Here is a 17,708-nt window from a genome sequence, read left to right on the forward strand (position 1 = left end):
ATCATTTTTTACTTTTTTTTAAAATAAAATAACATAAACAACTGGTTGTATTTCAATACATTACACTAAAATAAAAAGCGTATAAAAAGTTCCTTGCTAGATAACAGCGGCTTTCAGATTATAATACCCCTCTCCTCACAACGATTGCAACTTTTCTTACATATCACAATAAGGCTAAAGATAGAGTACATATTCTATAATCACCATTGCATAAACCTCTTACACGCTTTATGCTTTGCCATAAGAGCAAAAGGAAGATGTCAATGTCATCTAAACTGACGCGTAACCAAACATTGGTTTTAAACACTTTAAAAAATGCAAAAGGGCCTTTAAGTGCTTATGCGATTCTCAATCACTTACGCGAAGAAGGTTTTCGTGCACCTCTCCAAGTTTATCGTGCGTTAGAAAAACTCGTACAGTTAAAGTGTATTCATCGTCTTGAAAGTGTAAATGCCTTTATGGTCTGTTTACACCCTGAAAACTGTCAACATGAACTTACAACGTTTATAATTTGCGAAAACTGTGGTACAGTCAACGAAATACAAAATCAAACGATTGTATCGAGTTTAAAACAGATGGTTCAAGCTGTTGACTTCCAAGCCCACAAAAGCACCCTAGAAGTACGAGGCCTTTGTAAAAAATGCGTAACAAAATAAGACCTTGAACTTGCAAGTTCATATTTTTAGCATTATGTTTCAAAAATCATCTTATTGCTTGAAAAGCTCTTATCGTCCTTGCATGTATATCACCCTAGTCTATAGTGATGGGTTTATTATACTCAGTGGAACATAAATATTGAAAGTATAAAATCATGTCCGTAACTGAGACAATTTTTTCAACCAAAAACTTCAATAAAACGCAACAAAAGAAAGTAATCAAAGCTCTTCTTATTGTCTTTGCACTTTCTGTGCTTTGGTTTAGCTATAAGTATATAACGCAATGGCGTTATATACTCTCCACTGACGATGCCTACGTGCAAGGGGATATAGCAGCTATTGCGACTAAATTAAATGGATATATTGAAAAAATTGCCATTAAAGCCAACCAAGTTGTAAAAAAGAACGATGTTTTATTTTACCTAGACAACGGTGATTATCAAATAGCCTTGGATCAAACAGACGCACATCTTAACACACAGAAAAAAACACTTCTACGCATTGATGCACAAATCACAGCCGCTCATAGTGCTTTAGATGATGCAAAAGCACAAAAAGCAGCCGCTTCAGCCATAGCAACCAATGCACAACTCACCTTAAAACGTGTAACAGAACTGAAAAAAAATCGTTATGCTCCTCAATCCGAGGTTGATGATGCCAAATCAGCTTATGAACAAGCCGTTGCGAATGTTAACAGAGCGGACGCACAAATGGCTGCAGCACGTGCGAATATCCGAGTGCTAGAAGCGCAACGAAGTGAAATAGAAAGCCAAACAAAGAGTTTAGAACTCACGCGTGAAAAAGCACAACGTGATCTTGATTCGACCGTTATACGAGCGCCATTTGATGGCGTTATAGGAAATTTAACAGCAAAAACGGGAGATTTTGTTGTAAATGGCCAACGTCTTGCGGCGTTAGTCCCCATACATGCACTTTATATTGAAGCCAACTATAAAGAAACACAGTTGCAAAATATTCACGCAGGACAAAAGGCTTATATTGCTATTGATGCATTCAAAAAGGAGTTTTTTACAGGAAACGTGCTTTCTATTTCGCCCGCAACAGGCGCTGTTTTTTCTCTTTTGCCTCCACAAAATGCTACTGGTAACTTTACAAAGATTGTCCAGCGCATTCCCGTACGTATTTCTATTCCAGAAGAAGTCTTAAAAACCGGACATATCCGAGCAGGGATGAGTGTTTCAGTGAAAGTTGATACACGTACAAAGCCACAAGATAAAAGTCTCTTATAACAAAAAAGTAGAAGATCTTACTATGACATCTTCCATACCAGAGCCCATACAATCTCAAGAACGCATCGGAATGCACAAAATTATAGTTTTTATTGCTATGTCTTTTGGCATGTTTATGGCAATCTTAGATATCCAAATCGTTTCCTCTTCTTTAGCTGAAATTCAAGCGGGTCTTGCAGCAAGCTCTGAAGAAATTTCATGGGTTCAAACTTCCTATCTCATCGCTGAAGTCATCATGTTGCCGCTTTCTGGATTTTTAGGACGATTGCTTTCAACACGTGTTTTCTTTACCTTATCAGCTATCGGTTTTACGATTACTTCTGTTCTTTGTGCAACGGCAACATCTATTGGAGAGATGATTTTGTATCGCGCACTACAAGGTTTTATTGGTGGTGGAATTATCCCTAGTGTTTTTGTTGCCTCCTATGTCCTTTTTCCTCCTTCCAAACGTCCCATTGTTACCCCTATCGTCGGACTGGTCGCAACATTAGCCCCCACCATTGGTCCAACCGTGGGAGGCTATATTTGTCATCTCTCATCGTGGCATTGGCTCTTTCTCATCAATGTACCCTTCGGGATTATCATCTCAATTCTCGCTTGGAAATTAATTGATTTTGATAAAGCTGATCCCTCTTTAATGAAGAAATTTGATTGGTTAGGCCTCATTTCTATGGCTACTTTCTTGGGAACTTTAGAGTATGTTCTAGAAGAAGGAGCACGTCATGATTGGCTGAGTGATAGGCTGATTCGGGATTTTTTCATTATCATGATTCTTGCTGCAGTCTTATTCTTCTGGCGTGCTTTTACAGCAAAAGAACCCATTGTAGATCTCTCTACTTTTTCTAATTTTAATTTTTCTGCTGCATCCATTTTTTCCTTTGCACTGGGAATAGGTCTTTATGGACTCACATATCTTTATCCTGTCTATTTAAGCCAAATCCGCCATTATGATGCCCTCATGATTGGAGAAACATTGTTTCTTTCAGGATTCGCCATGTTATTAACTGCTCCGCTTGCTGGATTTCTTTCAGCCCGAATGGATGCACGTTTAATGATGGCAATAGGACTTTTGGGTTTTGCAATAGGCACTTGGATGGCGAGCTCTATCACAGATAACTGGGATTTTTGGCAACTCTTTTGGCCGCAAGTTTTCCGTGGTGCTTCTGTGATGTTATGTATGGTTCCTGTTAATAATATTGCCTTGGGAACACTCCCGCCAGAACGAATGCAAAATGCTTCTGGACTCTTTAATCTCACACGGAATCTAGGTGGTGCTGTAGGGCTTGCGATTATCAGCACTCTCATGACAAAACGCACAGACTTCCATTATGAACGAATAGCCGAAACGCTTAACCACGCAAACAGACAAGCAACTGAAATGCTTTCAAAGCTTACTTTATTTTTCAAAACAGAAACCTTTGATTCGTATACTCTTGCTCTTTCTCAATTGTTTGGTATGGTACGCATACAAGCAACGATTATGGCTTTTAGTGATATTTTCTTTATTATGACCATTATCTTTGTTATTTTGACATTTATGACCATTTTTCTTAAAAAAATACCACCTCTCATGGATGCACCACCAAGTCACTAAGCTTAATTAAAATTGAGAAATATTTTTTATCTTTATCACCTTCCTCGCTTCCTATGCACTTTATCTCTTCTCAAGAGACAGTATAAATCAACATATGATTCTAAATGATTCTTCTGATAAAAATTCTTTTCAATGCGGGCTCTTTACGCACTTAAAAATAACTTCTCGCATACAAGAATTGTTTTGGATGATAATAAACAAAGAGCTTATCTAAAGTGCTCCACACCATAAAGATAAAGCAGCTATTTCTATAGGATTTTTGATTTACCACCGTAGGGCAAAAAACATTAAAACAATATTTGCGCCTGTCATTAAATCTCTCATCTATCTACCCCCCCTTTTACGCTACTATCCTCATAAAAACTATTCTGTAAGATTCTTTGCCCTTCACTCTTTTGATTCTCACAAGAATATTCATAAAAGATTGATGATTCTTGTGATTTTTATTCATTCACCTATTTCCCTTATAATATGTAGGAGAACATTTTTTTGATTCTGGATACAAAATTTTACATGAGAAAATCATTTTGTATTTGATACTCTCATGCCAATTGCAAAACGATCTACCTTTATAGCAAAAAAAATAATGATATATTTTTTTCAAAAAAGTTGCTTTTGAACATATAATTTTATTTTTTATACTCTTTGAACAAGCGCTAAAATTGTATAAAATTTCTCAAAATGTCTCTCTATTGAATCAATCAAAACTATTCCCTTGCACATAAAAAGCAAAGAGATAAAAACTGCTTAAGAAAAAAGTAAAATATCCAACCGTTTCGATGCATGATCTACCAACGATATTGAAAACTGGAAAACTGCATGATGATACCGGCTTTAAAAGAATACAAGACCACTCAAAAATCCGGTTCCTTAATATTATAAAACAGGACGCTATTCCAAAAAAATGAGCTTTAAATATATTCCTACTCACTTAACTGAAATTATCAAAAATAAGAAACCAGCCACATAAAGAAAAAGCCATATAATAAAATCGCAATACAACTCCCCAAAACTTTGTACCGCTAAATACTTTGGCACTAGTCAGAATAGTATGCTCTCCTCAACGCCAGCTGTTGAAAAACAAATTTAAACACTATCTTCAAGCCACTTTATGATGCTGAAAACGATTCGAAACTTCTCGTTCTCCCCTAGGAACTAAAGTGCCATAACACCCAGAAAGATAATGTGGTATCAGTTCCAACGCTTGAAAGCGATGCTTTTCATAAGGACCAGGCATTGCCAAATTTTCTGTTAAACTATTTGAAAAGCCAAAACGTTGATAAAATTCAAAATCCCCTACCAGCAAAATGGCGCCATATCCCAATTTTTTTGCTGTTTCAATTGCGTGGCGGACTAAAATTGATCCTATTCCCAGACCAGCACATTCAGATGCAACAGCCAAGGGGCCCAAAAGTAAAGCATGTTGTGTTTTATTTTTTCCTTTAGAAAAAGAAACATGCCAAAGACGGACACTTCCCACAAGCTCTCCAAGCGCATTTTTAACCACAAAAGAAAGTCCTTGAGCAGCTAACCGACCACGACGTAAAGCCTCTGATGATTTACGTTTACGTCCATACCCCATCGTTGAATCAAGCAAAATTTCTCGATAAGGCTTATCTGCTTCTTGCTCCAATAAAAGTGTAAAACATGCCCCATCTTTTGTTTGAAAATTCATCATGTTCATCTCAATGACCGCCCTCTTATAGCGCCATGACGAGCATAGCAAAAAATCTAAAAAACCTATAGTTAAAAGGAAACCTCAGATCACATATGATCGTAAAGGCTCAAAACCATTAAAAGCAACCGATGCGTAAGTTGTTGTGTAAGCACCCGTCCCATGAATCAATATTTCATCTCCTATCGTTAGGGATAGAGGAAGCGGATAAGGTGTTTTTTCATAGAGAACATCTGCCGAATCGCATGTTGGTCCAGCCAAAATACAAGGCTCCATAACCTTATCATCATGAGGTGTCTCAATAGGATAACGAATGGCTTCATCCATAGTCTCAGCAAGACCATTAAATTTTCCAATATCAAGATAAACCCATCGTACATTATCATTATCAGCTTTTTTAGATATCAGAACCACTTCTGTACGAATAACACCAGCATTACCAACCATCGCACGCCCAGGCTCAATAATCGTCTCAGGAATACGATTACCAAAATGCTTTTTCAATGAATCAAAAACTGCTGTACCATAAGCTTGTTCTGTAGGGACATCTTTCAAATAACGCGTTGGAAAACCGCCCCCCATATTCACCAACCTCAGCGAAATGCCTTCTTGTTCCAAACGCTTAAAAACTGTAGCAGCATCCGATAAAGCACGATCCCACGCACTCAGATCAACCTGCTGAGACCCAACATGAAAAGAAACACCATAGGCTTGCAAACCCAATTGGTGTGCCCGTCTTAGAACATCAACCGCCATAGCAGGGACACAACCGAATTTGCGTGACAATGGCCACTCTGCACCTTTTCCATCGGTAAGAACACGGCAAAAAACACGTGCTCCTGGAGCAACACGCGCAATTTTTTCCACTTCTTCAACACAATCAACTGCATAAAGTGAAACACCCAATGCATATGCTCGTGCAATATCACGTTCTTTTTTAATCGTATTCCCAAAAGAAATACGCTCTGACGTTGCTCCTGCTTTTAAAGCCATTTCAATTTCTGCAACAGAAGCCGCATCAAAAGAAGATCCTAAAGAAGCAAGCAAACGCAAGATTTCAGGTGCTGGATTTGCCTTTATTGCGTAAAAAATACGCGACTGCGGCAGAGCTTTTTCAAAATTTAAATAGTTGTCACGAACAACATCAAGGTCAACAATTAAGCATGGACCTTCAGAACGATGTGTTGCAAGAAAATCGCGAATACGTTGCGTTGCCATCTGCAATTCTCCTTGAGGGAAAGCTCCCCCACTCTATGCTTGGACAGCCAAAACTGCCAAAAGCTAAAGGACAAAAAACACACAACAACTATCCCCATTCTGATTACAAAAAACCAGAAATTAGCATTGTATGCAGCGAAAGAACAGCGCGAAGCCGCGTCATTCTATTTTATCTGCCTTTTTGATTGGAGTTGAGAAAACCACTTCCGCACTGAAGGCAATGAGGTGTGCCTCTATAGTTATCCCAGTATTTAAAACTGGAAGACACCAGAAAGGCCCGCACCGTCGTTGCTTCAAGATGTCCTCATTCTTGCAATTGGCTGTAAGAATGACTGGAGCGGTTAGTTCCAGGTACCGTACCGGTTAATCTCACCATTTGAGAACCAGCGGACACCCACAGGCACGTGCGACTTTGGGCAATGCATCCTATAAAACGAATTCTTGCTCATTTCAATCATTTTTTTAATTTTAAACATTTTTTAATTCTTAAAGATAAAATGATGCGAAAAAACAACACTCTCTTCCACCAGACAAAGCTATCCATCCGCTTTCATGAGATGACACCCCTTACATCATCCGTGCAACATAAATCACTGTCTTGCTTTTAAAGCCCCTCATTTCTTTGCCCTATTCTATCTCCTAATATCCGCAGCAGAAAATAACGCAAAGTAAATTACTCAACACATTAATTTATAATGATAATTTATTATTTTGCCCTTAAACAACAATCTCATCATAAAATTCTCTTATTTCAACCCTCTTACAATGAATTCGTTAAGATCATTCTTTTGCGCATTACAAATAAAAAACAACTGAAAAAAGGGGAACCTCTTATATATCCTCTCAAATGCAAGGATGACCAACATTGAAAACTGGGGATAGTAACGACTGAAGCACTATCATTTTTAAAGATAACGATGTCCTTCCTCCAACAAATACCATTATCTTTCTTATTGACATCCTAAAAAAACATCCCTGTTTCCACATTCATTTCACAGCATCGCTTAAGCAAAATATCATGAAAATTCCCCATATAATATAGCTTGTGTAGTATAGATTAACTACATCGCACCCTCTTTATACTTATGAAAGTACAAGCCTGTGCCCCCATTCTATCTGCCAACTCCCAATATTGCAGAAACTCCTACATTGAAATGTTTCATAACACCTTATCTAAAATGATTTTTGTCCACACGTTTCTCCCATTTGTAACGTACAGGTGAATGAGTTTTAGGTGATTTGTTCTCATCTAATTTGAAAGCAATAAAGTTCACAATATTTAACTCTTTTATTCAAATAAAAATAATTTATCATTATAAATTAATGTATTATATTAAACTTTGGAATCATAAACTCCTATTATCATTTTATTTTTCCCACCTAGCATCTGCTTTTTCATCTCCTCTTATTAATCACATCTTATTCATACGCTTTTCTCTTAAGCTATGAATCTCCCTCCCCTGCGCTGTTGGTGAAGAAAGTTTCTATTTTAAAATGAAAAGTATTTAAAAACTCAATCCTATAAAATGTAAGGAGAGCAAACGATCTATAATGATTATTTATAAATCAAATAATTTAACATAGACAAAAAGACCGAATAATATCCGGTCTTATAGAATATTTTTCTACCAATATCAAAAAACTCTTTTCTCTTAAATTTAAGAGAAAAACGCTAAAATTTACAGCCCTACACTGCGCTATCCTTATGTCCCTTGATGAGAATCAATAGCACGCAACTTCAACAATTGAAACTGCCTATGGCGCTCACGAAAGCGCTCTCTATCGGCTTCACTACGCGTGTTATAACAAGCATCACAGGAAACACCTTCCTCATAATGAGACGATAATTTGCTTTCAGCATTAAGAGGAGAACGACACGCGCGACATAATTCGCGTCCACATTCTTCAAGACCATGTTGAACAGAAACACGCTCATCAAAAACAAAACACTCACCCCACCATAAACTTTCCTCTTTTGGAATTTTTTCTAAATATTTTAAAATACCTCCTTTTAGATGGTACACCTGCTCATAACCAAGTTCACGTACATAAGCTGTTGATTTTTCACACCGAATACCGCCTGTACAAAACATAGCAATTTTCTTTTTCTTCTTTAAATCAGCTTCATGTTGACGCACCCATTCAGGAAATTCGCGAAATGTTTTAATCTGCGGATCAATCGCTCCTTGAAAACTCCCAATCGCATATTCATAATCATTACGCGTATCGATCAAAATTGTCTCTTCATCTTGAATAAGAGCATTCCAATCTTCAGGATCCACATAAGTACCAACAACTTTTAGCGGATCAACACCTTCAACCCCCATTGTCACAATCTCTTTTTTCAACCGCACTTTCATGCGATGAAAAGGCATTTTTGATGCCCATGAATATTTAATCTCCGGCGTTTGAAACGCTGGCTCAGCCGTAATAAAATCCACCAATGCCTCAATCGCAGCACAAGAACCAGCAACCGTTCCATTAATTCCCTCTTGTGCTAAAAGCAGAGTGCCTTTGATATCCTTTGCTTGACATAAATCCTGCAAAGGTTTTTGTAATTGATGATAATGCTTCAAATCTGCAAAGCAATAAAGTGCAGCAACTTTAAAATTCTTTTCCATGTGTTTTGCCATAACGCGCGTTTCATTCAATTTCAAGATTTATTCATGTACTCTTTAACATATTGTGCTTAATCAAACGATACAAATAATATCATCTCCAAGAAGAAAAAATATCATGTGCCAAAAAAGAGAAAAGCTTTTACTATATCTCCAAGGACAAACTGTTATACCTGTTTTGCTCATTGACAATCTACAAAGTGCTGTACCCTTAACACGCGCTCTTGTCAAAGGCGGATTAAAAACAATTGAGATCACCTTGCGAACACCAAATGCCCTCAAAGCAATTCAGAAAATTACACAAGAAGTCCCTGAAGCAATTGTTGGAGCCGGAACAATTCTCAACACAACACATTACGAAAAAGCCGAACAAGCGGGAGCCAAGTTTATTGTAAGCCCCGGATTATCAAATGAATTAATCAATTGTGCAAAAAATAGTGAAATTCCCCTTCTTCCCGCTGCAATGACCCCAAGTGAACTCATGCAAGCATTAAACAAAGGCTATTCATATCTCAAATTTTTCCCAGCTGAAGCCGCTGGAGGTATTGCCTTCATCGAAGCTTTAGCATCTCCCTTCTCTGATATCCGGTTTTGCCCAACAGGCGGTATTACACAAAAAAGTGCAACACAATGGCTCCAACTGCCTAACGTCTTCTGCGTTGGCGGTTCTTGGATAGCGCCCCAACAACTCATTGCAATAAGTGATTGGGATTCGATTACTGCATTAGCATATACTGCATCACAACTTCCCTCTCCCTCGAAAAAAGCTCTTTCTACAATATAATGTAAAATGCAAGAACATCAGCCCCTTCAACAAGACCAAAGCTTTCACACATCCTTGCGCAATCTTTAACATTGTCATAAAATCACAAATCATCACCCGATCTTCATCGAGATGAATTTAGGAGAGTGCTATTGTTTCAAAGCCGCTTGTTTCAAAAAAGCACCTACTCTCCATAACAGTCGTAATACGCCCCATATGCTCAGAAAGCTCACGAGTGGTCATAAAATAAAATTTCAACTGTTGTGCATATACTCCAATGAGTGGATCTTGTTGCAAAGAGGAAAAAGATCTTTTGCATAAATTAACTCATTCTGCTCACGCATTATTTAAAGTAAGGACAACTTCTGAAAATTTTTCATAAGTGCCAAGATCACGAATAAAGCTTGCAAAAGGAAAAAAACCGTACCGGTTTGAAAGAAGATAAAGCCTCAACTTTTCCACTCATTACTCCACAAAAGCGCGCTCTACAACATAAGTAGCAGGAGCATTATTAGCCCCTTCAACAAGACCAAAACTTTCACACATCCTTGCGCAATCTTTTAACATTGCCATGGAACCACAAATCATCACCCGATCTTCATCAGGATGAATTTTAGGAAGTCCAGTTGTTTCAAAAAAGTCCCCACTTTCCATAACAGTCGTAATACGGCCCATATGCTCAGAAGGTTCACGAGTAGTCATAGGATAGAATCTCAACTGTTGTGCATACTCTCCAATGAGTGGATCTTGTTGCAAAGAGGAAACAAGATCTTTTGCATAAACTAACTCACTCTGCTCACGCGTTGTTTGAATAAGGACAACTTCTGAAAATTTTTCATAAGTTTCAGGATCACGAATAAGGCTTGCAAAAGGAGCAACCCCCGTCCCAGTTGAAAGAAGATAAAGACGTTTTCCAGGAATAAGAGCATCAAGAACCAGTGTTCCTGTAGATTTTTTACGCATGAGAACTGTATCACCAATTTTAATTTTTTGGAGATGCTCGGTTAAAGGTCCCTCTGGAACTTTTATCGAAAAAAACTCAAGCTGTTCGTCCCAAAAAGGACTTGCAATCGAATAAGCGCGATAAATCGGCTTTTCTGCATTTGGCAAACCGATCATAACAAACTCACCCGAACGAAAACGAAAACTATCCGGACGATTCAAACGAAATTTAAATAACCGATCTGTATAGTGACAAACCTCTTGGACAGTAAGGGCGAACACATTCTCAGGAATCGGAAAATTTGCAACGCTACTGATGTTTGACGGAACATTGGTAGCAGACGTATTCATACTCTTCCCCATATTTTATTGAACGTTAAATTTCGAATCCTTGACGTGATATAGTACTTGCATAACCATCTGCCAACAATTTTCTTAAAACAAAAATCTCAAGATTAACACTTTATTAAACGAATGAGGAAAATACGAATACAAATCACATTCAAAGAAAAACAAAAACATTGAGTATTAAACAATCACGGTACTCTTTTCCCCTTTAACACATAATGCATATTTCCATTGTAACGCTATAACACTCTCTCGCTTAACAAAACTTATGACCTAAAACCTTCAAATAAGAGAGATAAAATTTTTGTTGATTGAACGATAACCGCACGAATCTTCAACAAGATTTCCGGCATTACATCTATTGTTTTCGTTACTGACCTTTTTACACTGCGCTTTCCATAAATATCCATAAATAAAAGAGTCTAACGCGCTCTATAAGCGACAAAATTGATTTCACTAAAAACCAATCAAACAATAGAAAGTAAATATTGGATACCCAATCCATCTTGAAAATCGACAATATCCAAATCAACGGGCTTTCTAAATCAACAGTTTTTAATATATCAGAAAGTGTTTACACACTGTTTTCTATTTAACAAAAATAACTTTAAGTGCATGAGACGACATCCAAAATTGCACAGATAAGTGATCTTCCCCCCATGATAGAAAACTTGTAATGCATTGATTTAGAGTGGTTAATTTAATCATTTTACCTTCTCTGAATAAGCAGCCAATGCAATGTTTAATCAAAACAATCGCACCAGCAACAACAGCCTAATATTGCACTCTTCAAAATGATACAATACAATAAACTATGTTCTATTTTTTATATGCCTCAACTAGGGAAAATAAGTAAAAAACAAAAGTCTATGTCTTACAAATTATTAGAAGATACCGTGTTTCTAACAACACAAATAAAACTAAAATATCTCTTATATCCAGAGTAGCATTTTACATAAAAAAACGACTTTAATGGTGCGTAATTCAGTATAAGCTCCTTATGATTTTAACCATAGAAAGTAGTGTCTTTCCCTATATCGTAAAGAACCTCAATGAAATAACCCAAAAACTCCGTATTTCACGAACACAGATAAGCTTTTAAAATGAAAAAATCCGTTAATGATGAAATCAATACATCACTCTATGTAGCTGTAGCAACCATCAATGTCAGTGCCATTGTTTCCAATTATATCACTTTAGCCAAACGTGTAGCTCCAACACAATGTTCAGCAGTTGTAAAGGCAAATGCCTATGGATTAGGAGCTCACAAAATTGCTCCTGCCCTTTATCAAGCTGGTTGTCGCACTTTTTTTGTCGCCCAAATCATAGAAGCCCTCCAATTAAAAAGCATCTTACCATCACATGTCACGATTGCCGTTCTGAATGGACTTCCACACTTAGCAGAAGAGTTTGTCGCACAATCTGGTATTGTTCCTGTTCTAAACTCTTGGAATGCCATTGAAAATTGGCAAAAAATTTGTCAAAAAAAAGATAAAAAATTTCCAGCAATTATTCAAATCGATACCCATATGAACCGATTAGGACTGGATCAAAAAGAATTACAAAAACTCATCAAACACCCTACAATTTTCGAAAAAGCAGAAATAAAATATATTCTCAGTCATCTTTCTAACGGAGAAGATGATACCCACCCATCCAATTATGCCCAATTGGCTACTTTAAAAACCATCCTTGCGCAATTGCCTGCTTGCAAAGTTTCCTTTGCCAATTCTGGAGGTATCTTTCTAGGATCAGATTTTTATTTTGATCTTGTTCGCCCCGGCATTGCACTTTACGGAGTTGATCCGCGGGGGAAACACCCATCACCTCTGAAACCTGTTTTAAAACTTGAAGCCCAAGTCATTCAAAACCGCGTTGTTGATATAGGCACACCTGTTGGTTATGGAGAAAGCTTTATAACCAACAGACCAAGCACTCTTGCAACCATTTCTATAGGCTACGCAGACGGCTGGCTCCGTGCTCTTTCGAATAAAGGAACAGTTTATTTCAACGGGTATAAACTTCCCATGGTTGGGCGGGTTTCTATGGATTCCATTATTGTAGATACGACCGATCTTGATCAAAAACCTCAAACAGGTGACTGGGTAGAACTCATTGGACCCCATCAAACACTTGAAAGAGTATCTATAGATGCCGATACCCTTCCCAATGAAATTCTAACATCTCTTGGCTCCCGCTATAAATACATTTACACATAAAAACTCTTTAAAGAAATAAATTGATAAAAATCATCATTTTAGAAAATTGAGGGTTTTTTATGAAAGATTTTACAACAATCAATCACATAGAATGATCATAGACACCGCACATTCACAGAAATCTCAAAATAGACAAGTTGATGAACTGTTTTATGGAAGTAGCTTTCACCCAAAATACAAAAGCTTAGCCTTTTTCCCACAAATTGACAAAAAAGAATCTACTGCAAAGTTTTTAAAATTAAATGCCCAATTAAACTAAAGTATTAATTCTCTATATATCAAACAAAACATCCAGTCTCATAAGTTTCTCTTATTTTCAGTTTTGTTCATAGTGAAGCAATCAAAATCATTCGCTTGCGTACCACAAACTGGACTATGTATAGATAAAAATGATTTAAGAAAGGAATAATACCTCTTATGAACCATCTCAAGTACCAAAAGCTATAACATTAAGCGGCTGGCAAAGTGTATGATAGTGCCAACTTCTTCCTTCATAGAGCGTAAAGATTGGGAGCTCTCTCAATAGATTTATCGTTGTACCATTCACGAGCGCCGTCGCGAAATGGGATTGGGAGCGAAATGTCTCTTTAAAACAAACACGTGAATTAACAACCAAAGTATATTCTTTTTGGAGTGTTCTGTTTTACATGAGGGTATCCCATTAAGAACACAATAAATAAAAGCATGGGACAATATGTAATCCCCATTATAAAAAAACATTGCTTTAGATGCTTCTGAAAGCCGTAAAGCTGAATTAAAAGGAGATGACAAACTGAGGATTGAGTTTCACCTTTACGGCTTTATATTTCTCTGAAATTAGATTGTCTTCCAGTTTCAAAGATTACGTCAACAGAAATACGCAATCCCCTCGCCATCATCTGGCATACAAAAGCTTGAACTACTCATAAAGCTCTTTTTTGTCTCAATCTCTGACTTAAAACATGTCGCTGCGTTAAGTTTGGATGTGGATTTACAGGCAACAGCTAAAACACACGGGCTCTTAGGAAAACAACGCCGTAAAGTCACAAACTGACCTACAATGGATTGGAAAGATGTGCCGGCTTTTTATAAGACACCCTGTAAAAAAACAACCATAATACATTTGGTTTTGCATTTACTCATTCTGACAGGTATTCTTACGTATTTTTGCGTCATATTTATAAAAAGCAGATTAAAGAGAAATATTTAGACAATGCTTGACTTAAGAACATGCAACAACAGAGTTTCGCGGGGCTTTATCATCAGATAACACTAAATTTGATTTTATTCTTTCTGCAACCGGTCGTAGTCACCTTAGTGAGAGTCGTATGTCACAACACATGCAACAGACTGGACCCTATCCCCCGTAGGTTTCACTCTCGTTTACGTGAATTAGCTGGCTAGACCGATGCGCCTAGTCACTAAAACCATGTCATACGGTAGAAGGCAAAGGAGAGCATGCCTATTGCCCACAAAACACAGTTTTTTGTCGACTTTTCCGATTTTTCTCATGTTATAAAAAACTATGCAAAATTCTAGAAAATAGACAAATAACTCCATAATAACATGATCAATAAGTAAAAAACCCACACAAAATGTGTGGGCTTTTTTGTTTATGTAAATAAACAAAGTAAATACATATTTGTTATTTAATAGGTATTTCCCAATGGCGGACACGAACAAATGAGCATTCTGTCTCCCGCAACATTATCAATACGCGATACAGGAGGCCAATATTTACTGGCTGGATCAAGAGAACTGTTGGGAAAAGCAGCTTCTTGTCGCGAATAGGGTCGTTCCCAAGCATCATCTAAAGCATCTGCCACTGTATGAGGGGCATTAACCAACGGATTATTGTCTTTTGGCCAAATCCCACGACCAACTTTCTTCGCTTCTTCAGCAATAGAGAGTAAAGCATCACAGAAACGATCAATTTCTGCTTTTGGTTCTGATTCCGTTGGCTCAATCATCAAAGTTCCCGGAACAGGGAACGACATCGTGGGCGCATGGAATCCATAATCAATGAGACGTTTTGCAATATCATCAACACTCACCCCATACTGCTCTTTCAACACACGTGTATCCACAATACATTCATGAGCAACACGTCCATGCTTGCCCCGATAAAGAATGGAATAAGCGGGTGAAAGACGTGCAGCAATATAATTGGCATTTAAAATGGCTATTTGTGTTGCATATTTTAAGCCATCAGCCCCCATCATTCGAATATACATCCATGTAATCGCAAGAATAGACGCACTTCCATAAGGAGTTGCCGAAACCGCATGTGTTGTCCCATCCTGTTCATGCCCTGGTAAGAATGGTTTGAGATGCGCTGCAACTCCAATTGGTCCCATACCAGGACCACCACCTCCGTGGGGAATGGCAAATGTTTTATGAAGATTCATATGACAAACATCAGCGCCAATATCTGCAGGACGAGCAAGCCCCACAAGCGCATTGAGATTAGCACCATCGAAATAAACTTGTCCGCCATTTTCATGAATAATAGAACAAATTTCCTTAATGCTTTCCTCATAAACACCATGTGTTGAAGGATAAGTAATCATGAGAGCAGCCAATTTATCCTTATGCAATTGCGCTTTCATTTTGAGATCGTCTACATCAACATCACCATCGCTTAAACATTTTACCACAACGACTTCCATACCTGCCATATGTGCCGAAGCTGGATTGGTACCATGCGCAGATGCAGGAATAAGACAAACTGTACGTTGATGTTCTCCCCGTGATTGGTAATATCGTCGGATAGCTAAAAGCCCCGCATATTCACCTTGAGCACCAGAATTTGGCTGAAAAGAAACTTGCGCAAATCCTGTAATTTCACACAACCATGCATTTAACTGATTAATCATCTCTAAATAACCCGCTGCATCCTCTTGTGAAACAAAGGGGTGTATATTGGCCATACTAGCCCAACTTACAGGCATCAATTCAGCCGCCGCATTAAGCTTCATTGTACAAGAGCCAAGAGGAATCATAGCACGATCCAGCGCCAAATCCTTATCCGCCAAACGACGCAAAAAGCGCATCATATCTGTCTCTGAATGAACCGCATGAAAAAAAGGCTGGGAAAGAAAAGCAGCATTCCGCTTTTTGCCAAAGAGTCGTGGAGAAACCTGATCGCCTAATTGTGCCCCAAAAAGCTGCGCTAAAGCACAAGCATCTTCTTCTGTCGATAATTCATCAAAATTGATTGCAATGGTGTCATCATCGAGAACACGAATAAGGCGTCCACTCATTTTGGCTTGATGTGCAATCTCTTTCGCTTTTCCCTTCACAACAATGCTTACACAATCAAAAAAAGATTCTCCTTCACAAAAAACACCTGCAGCCTCTAAACCAGCAACAAAACGACATGTTAAATGATGAATTCGCTGCGCAATTTCTTGTAAACCTTTCGGCCCATGCCAAACAGCATAAGCGGTTGCCATATTAGCCAACAAAGCCTGTGCTGTACAAATATTTGACGTCGCTTTATCGCGCCGAATATGTTGTTCACGTGTTTGCAAAGCTAAACGAAAACCAACACGCCCTCTCGTATCCACGGATTGACCAACAATACGCCCTGGAATAAGACGCGTTAACGCATCACTCACTGCAAGGTAACCAGCATGTGGACCACCAAAGCCCATTGGAACGCCATAACGCTGCATAGAGCCAACAACAATATCTGCCCCCCATTGAGCAGGTGGCTCCATAAGGGTAAGTGCTAAAGGATCAGCCACAACAATAACTAAAGCTCCTTTTTCCTTTGCCTCCTTTATGATCTCGCTGTAATCATGAAAAGCACCTTTTGTATCTGGCCAAGACAAAACAATTGCCGCTGTATTAGAACAAATTTTCCTCTCTGGGCTGATACAAATACCTTGTGTTTCAGCACGCGTTTGCGCAACACTTAAAGTCTGAGGATGTAAAAGACTCTGAAGAGAAATCTTCGTCTTTTTCTCACGGGAAAAGCGAAAAGCGAGGGCATTGGCTTCAGCTAAAGCTGTTGCTTCATCAAGAAGGGAAGCAGCAGCAACAGGCAAACCTGTGAGTTCACTCACCAATGTCTGAAAATAAAATAAAAGTTCTAAACGACCTTGGCTAATTTCTGCTTGATAAGGCGTATAAGCAGTATACCAAGCAGGATTTTCAAACAGATTTCGTAAAATAACTGGGGGCACATGAGTTCCATGATATCCTTGCCCAATAAAACTTTTGTGCACACAATTACGCTCCATCATCTTGGAGAGTTCTTCCAAGGCTTGTCCTTCACTAGCAGCCTTTGGTAAATTAAGTGAACGTCCCAAATAGATAGAATGTGGAACAGCTTGAGAAATGAGTGTATCAACACAATCAAGCTCTAAAACATCAAGCATTTTTTGTGTTTCATCAGGACGCAGCCCAATATGTCGAGAAGAAAAAGAACGCTCGATCATG

General features: G+C 38.2%; 10 protein-coding genes and 1 pseudogene. 5 read left to right on the plus strand and 6 right to left on the minus strand.

Annotated features, from left to right (window positions below; all coding sequences use genetic code 11):
* The first annotated feature begins 263 nt into the window (after positions 1 to 263).
* The 3 genes from ACFIJ7_RS07760 (at position 264) to ACFIJ7_RS07770 (ending at position 3,500) form a co-directional block, all read left to right on the plus strand.
* On the plus strand, positions 264 to 656 hold the full coding sequence (locus tag ACFIJ7_RS07760; RefSeq protein WP_015856750.1) for a Fur family transcriptional regulator: 393 nt from the start codon (positions 264 to 266) through the stop codon (positions 654 to 656).
* 155 nt (positions 657 to 811) lie between these two features.
* On the plus strand, positions 812 to 1,906 hold the full coding sequence (locus tag ACFIJ7_RS07765; protein ID WP_375636469.1) for an HlyD family secretion protein: 1,095 nt from the start codon (positions 812 to 814) through the stop codon (positions 1,904 to 1,906).
* Between the two features lie 22 nt (positions 1,907 to 1,928).
* Positions 1,929 to 3,500: a DHA2 family efflux MFS transporter permease subunit gene (locus ACFIJ7_RS07770; protein ID WP_375644960.1), complete on the plus strand. Its 1,572-nt coding sequence runs from the start codon at positions 1,929 to 1,931 to the stop codon at positions 3,498 to 3,500.
* Positions 3,501 to 4,599: 1,099 nt separating this feature from the next.
* Here the strand turns inward: ACFIJ7_RS07770 and ACFIJ7_RS07775 are convergent.
* From ACFIJ7_RS07775 to ACFIJ7_RS07785, 3 genes are all read right to left on the minus strand, one after another.
* Positions 4,600 to 5,184 carry a GNAT family N-acetyltransferase gene (locus ACFIJ7_RS07775; protein WP_375644961.1) on the minus strand — a complete coding sequence of 195 codons (585 nt, stop codon included), beginning with the start codon at positions 5,182 to 5,184 and terminating at the stop codon, positions 4,600 to 4,602.
* Positions 5,185 to 5,259: 75 nt separating this feature from the next.
* Entirely contained in the window at positions 5,260 to 6,393 is a 1,134-nt protein-coding gene (locus ACFIJ7_RS07780; RefSeq protein ID WP_015856754.1) for a type III PLP-dependent enzyme, read from the minus strand.
* Positions 6,394 to 8,096: 1,703 nt separating this feature from the next.
* A complete protein-coding gene (locus ACFIJ7_RS07785) occupies positions 8,097 to 9,014 on the minus strand; it encodes a rhodanese-related sulfurtransferase (protein ID WP_375636464.1) in 918 nt (305 codons plus the stop codon).
* A gap of 115 nt (positions 9,015 to 9,129) precedes the next feature.
* Between ACFIJ7_RS07785 and eda the strand changes: the two genes are divergently transcribed.
* A complete protein-coding gene (gene eda, locus ACFIJ7_RS07790; RefSeq protein ID WP_375627437.1) occupies positions 9,130 to 9,795 on the plus strand; it encodes a bifunctional 4-hydroxy-2-oxoglutarate aldolase/2-dehydro-3-deoxy-phosphogluconate aldolase in 666 nt (221 codons plus the stop codon).
* On the opposite strand, the pseudogene ACFIJ7_RS07795 reads toward eda, so the two are convergent.
* Positions 9,774 to 10,224, minus strand: a pseudogene (locus ACFIJ7_RS07795) (ferredoxin--NADP reductase); the annotation flags it as partial. The gene eda and the pseudogene ACFIJ7_RS07795 overlap by 22 nt on opposite strands.
* Positions 10,225 to 10,239: 15 nt before the next feature.
* Positions 10,240 to 11,067: a ferredoxin--NADP reductase gene (locus ACFIJ7_RS07800; protein WP_375636462.1), complete on the minus strand. Its 828-nt coding sequence runs from the start codon at positions 11,065 to 11,067 to the stop codon at positions 10,240 to 10,242.
* A gap of 1,100 nt (positions 11,068 to 12,167) precedes the next feature.
* On the opposite strand from ACFIJ7_RS07800, the gene alr reads away from it, so the two are divergent.
* Positions 12,168 to 13,283: an alanine racemase gene (gene alr, locus ACFIJ7_RS07805; protein ID WP_375644962.1), complete on the plus strand. Its 1,116-nt coding sequence runs from the start codon at positions 12,168 to 12,170 to the stop codon at positions 13,281 to 13,283.
* 1,628 nt (positions 13,284 to 14,911) lie between these two features.
* Here alr and gcvP read toward each other — a convergent pair.
* Positions 14,912 to 17,707 carry an aminomethyl-transferring glycine dehydrogenase gene (gcvP, locus tag ACFIJ7_RS07810; RefSeq protein WP_375644973.1) on the minus strand — a complete coding sequence of 932 codons (2,796 nt, stop codon included), beginning with the start codon at positions 17,705 to 17,707 and terminating at the stop codon, positions 14,912 to 14,914.
* Position 17,708: the final 1 nt, after the last annotated feature.

Origin of the sequence: Bartonella sp. MR100HLJHH (assembly GCF_042194215.1) — a bacterium.
In the GTDB taxonomy this organism is placed as follows: Bacteria; Pseudomonadota; Alphaproteobacteria; order Rhizobiales; family Rhizobiaceae; genus Bartonella; species Bartonella grahamii.

What these genes read in the sequence shown, in the direction of transcription:
- alr (WP_375644962.1), top strand. Translation starts at nt 12,168, where the DNA reads ATGAAAAAATCCGTTAATGATGAAATCAATACATCACTCTATGTAGCT.
- ACFIJ7_RS07780 (WP_015856754.1), bottom strand. Translation starts at nt 6,393, where the DNA reads ATGGCAACGCAACGTATTCGCGATTTTCTTGCAACACATCGTTCTGAA.
- ACFIJ7_RS07770 (WP_375644960.1), top strand. Translation starts at nt 1,929, where the DNA reads ATGACATCTTCCATACCAGAGCCCATACAATCTCAAGAACGCATCGGA.
- ACFIJ7_RS07765 (WP_375636469.1), top strand. Translation starts at nt 812, where the DNA reads ATGTCCGTAACTGAGACAATTTTTTCAACCAAAAACTTCAATAAAACG.
- ACFIJ7_RS07800 (WP_375636462.1), bottom strand. Translation starts at nt 11,067, where the DNA reads ATGAATACGTCTGCTACCAATGTTCCGTCAAACATCAGTAGCGTTGCA.
- ACFIJ7_RS07785 (WP_375636464.1), bottom strand. Translation starts at nt 9,014, where the DNA reads ATGGAAAAGAATTTTAAAGTTGCTGCACTTTATTGCTTTGCAGATTTG.
- eda (WP_375627437.1), top strand. Translation starts at nt 9,130, where the DNA reads ATGTGCCAAAAAAGAGAAAAGCTTTTACTATATCTCCAAGGACAAACT.
- ACFIJ7_RS07775 (WP_375644961.1), bottom strand. Translation starts at nt 5,184, where the DNA reads ATGAACATGATGAATTTTCAAACAAAAGATGGGGCATGTTTTACACTT.
- gcvP (WP_375644973.1), bottom strand. Translation starts at nt 17,707, where the DNA reads ATGATCGAGCGTTCTTTTTCTTCTCGACATATTGGGCTGCGTCCTGAT.
- ACFIJ7_RS07760 (WP_015856750.1), top strand. Translation starts at nt 264, where the DNA reads ATGTCATCTAAACTGACGCGTAACCAAACATTGGTTTTAAACACTTTA.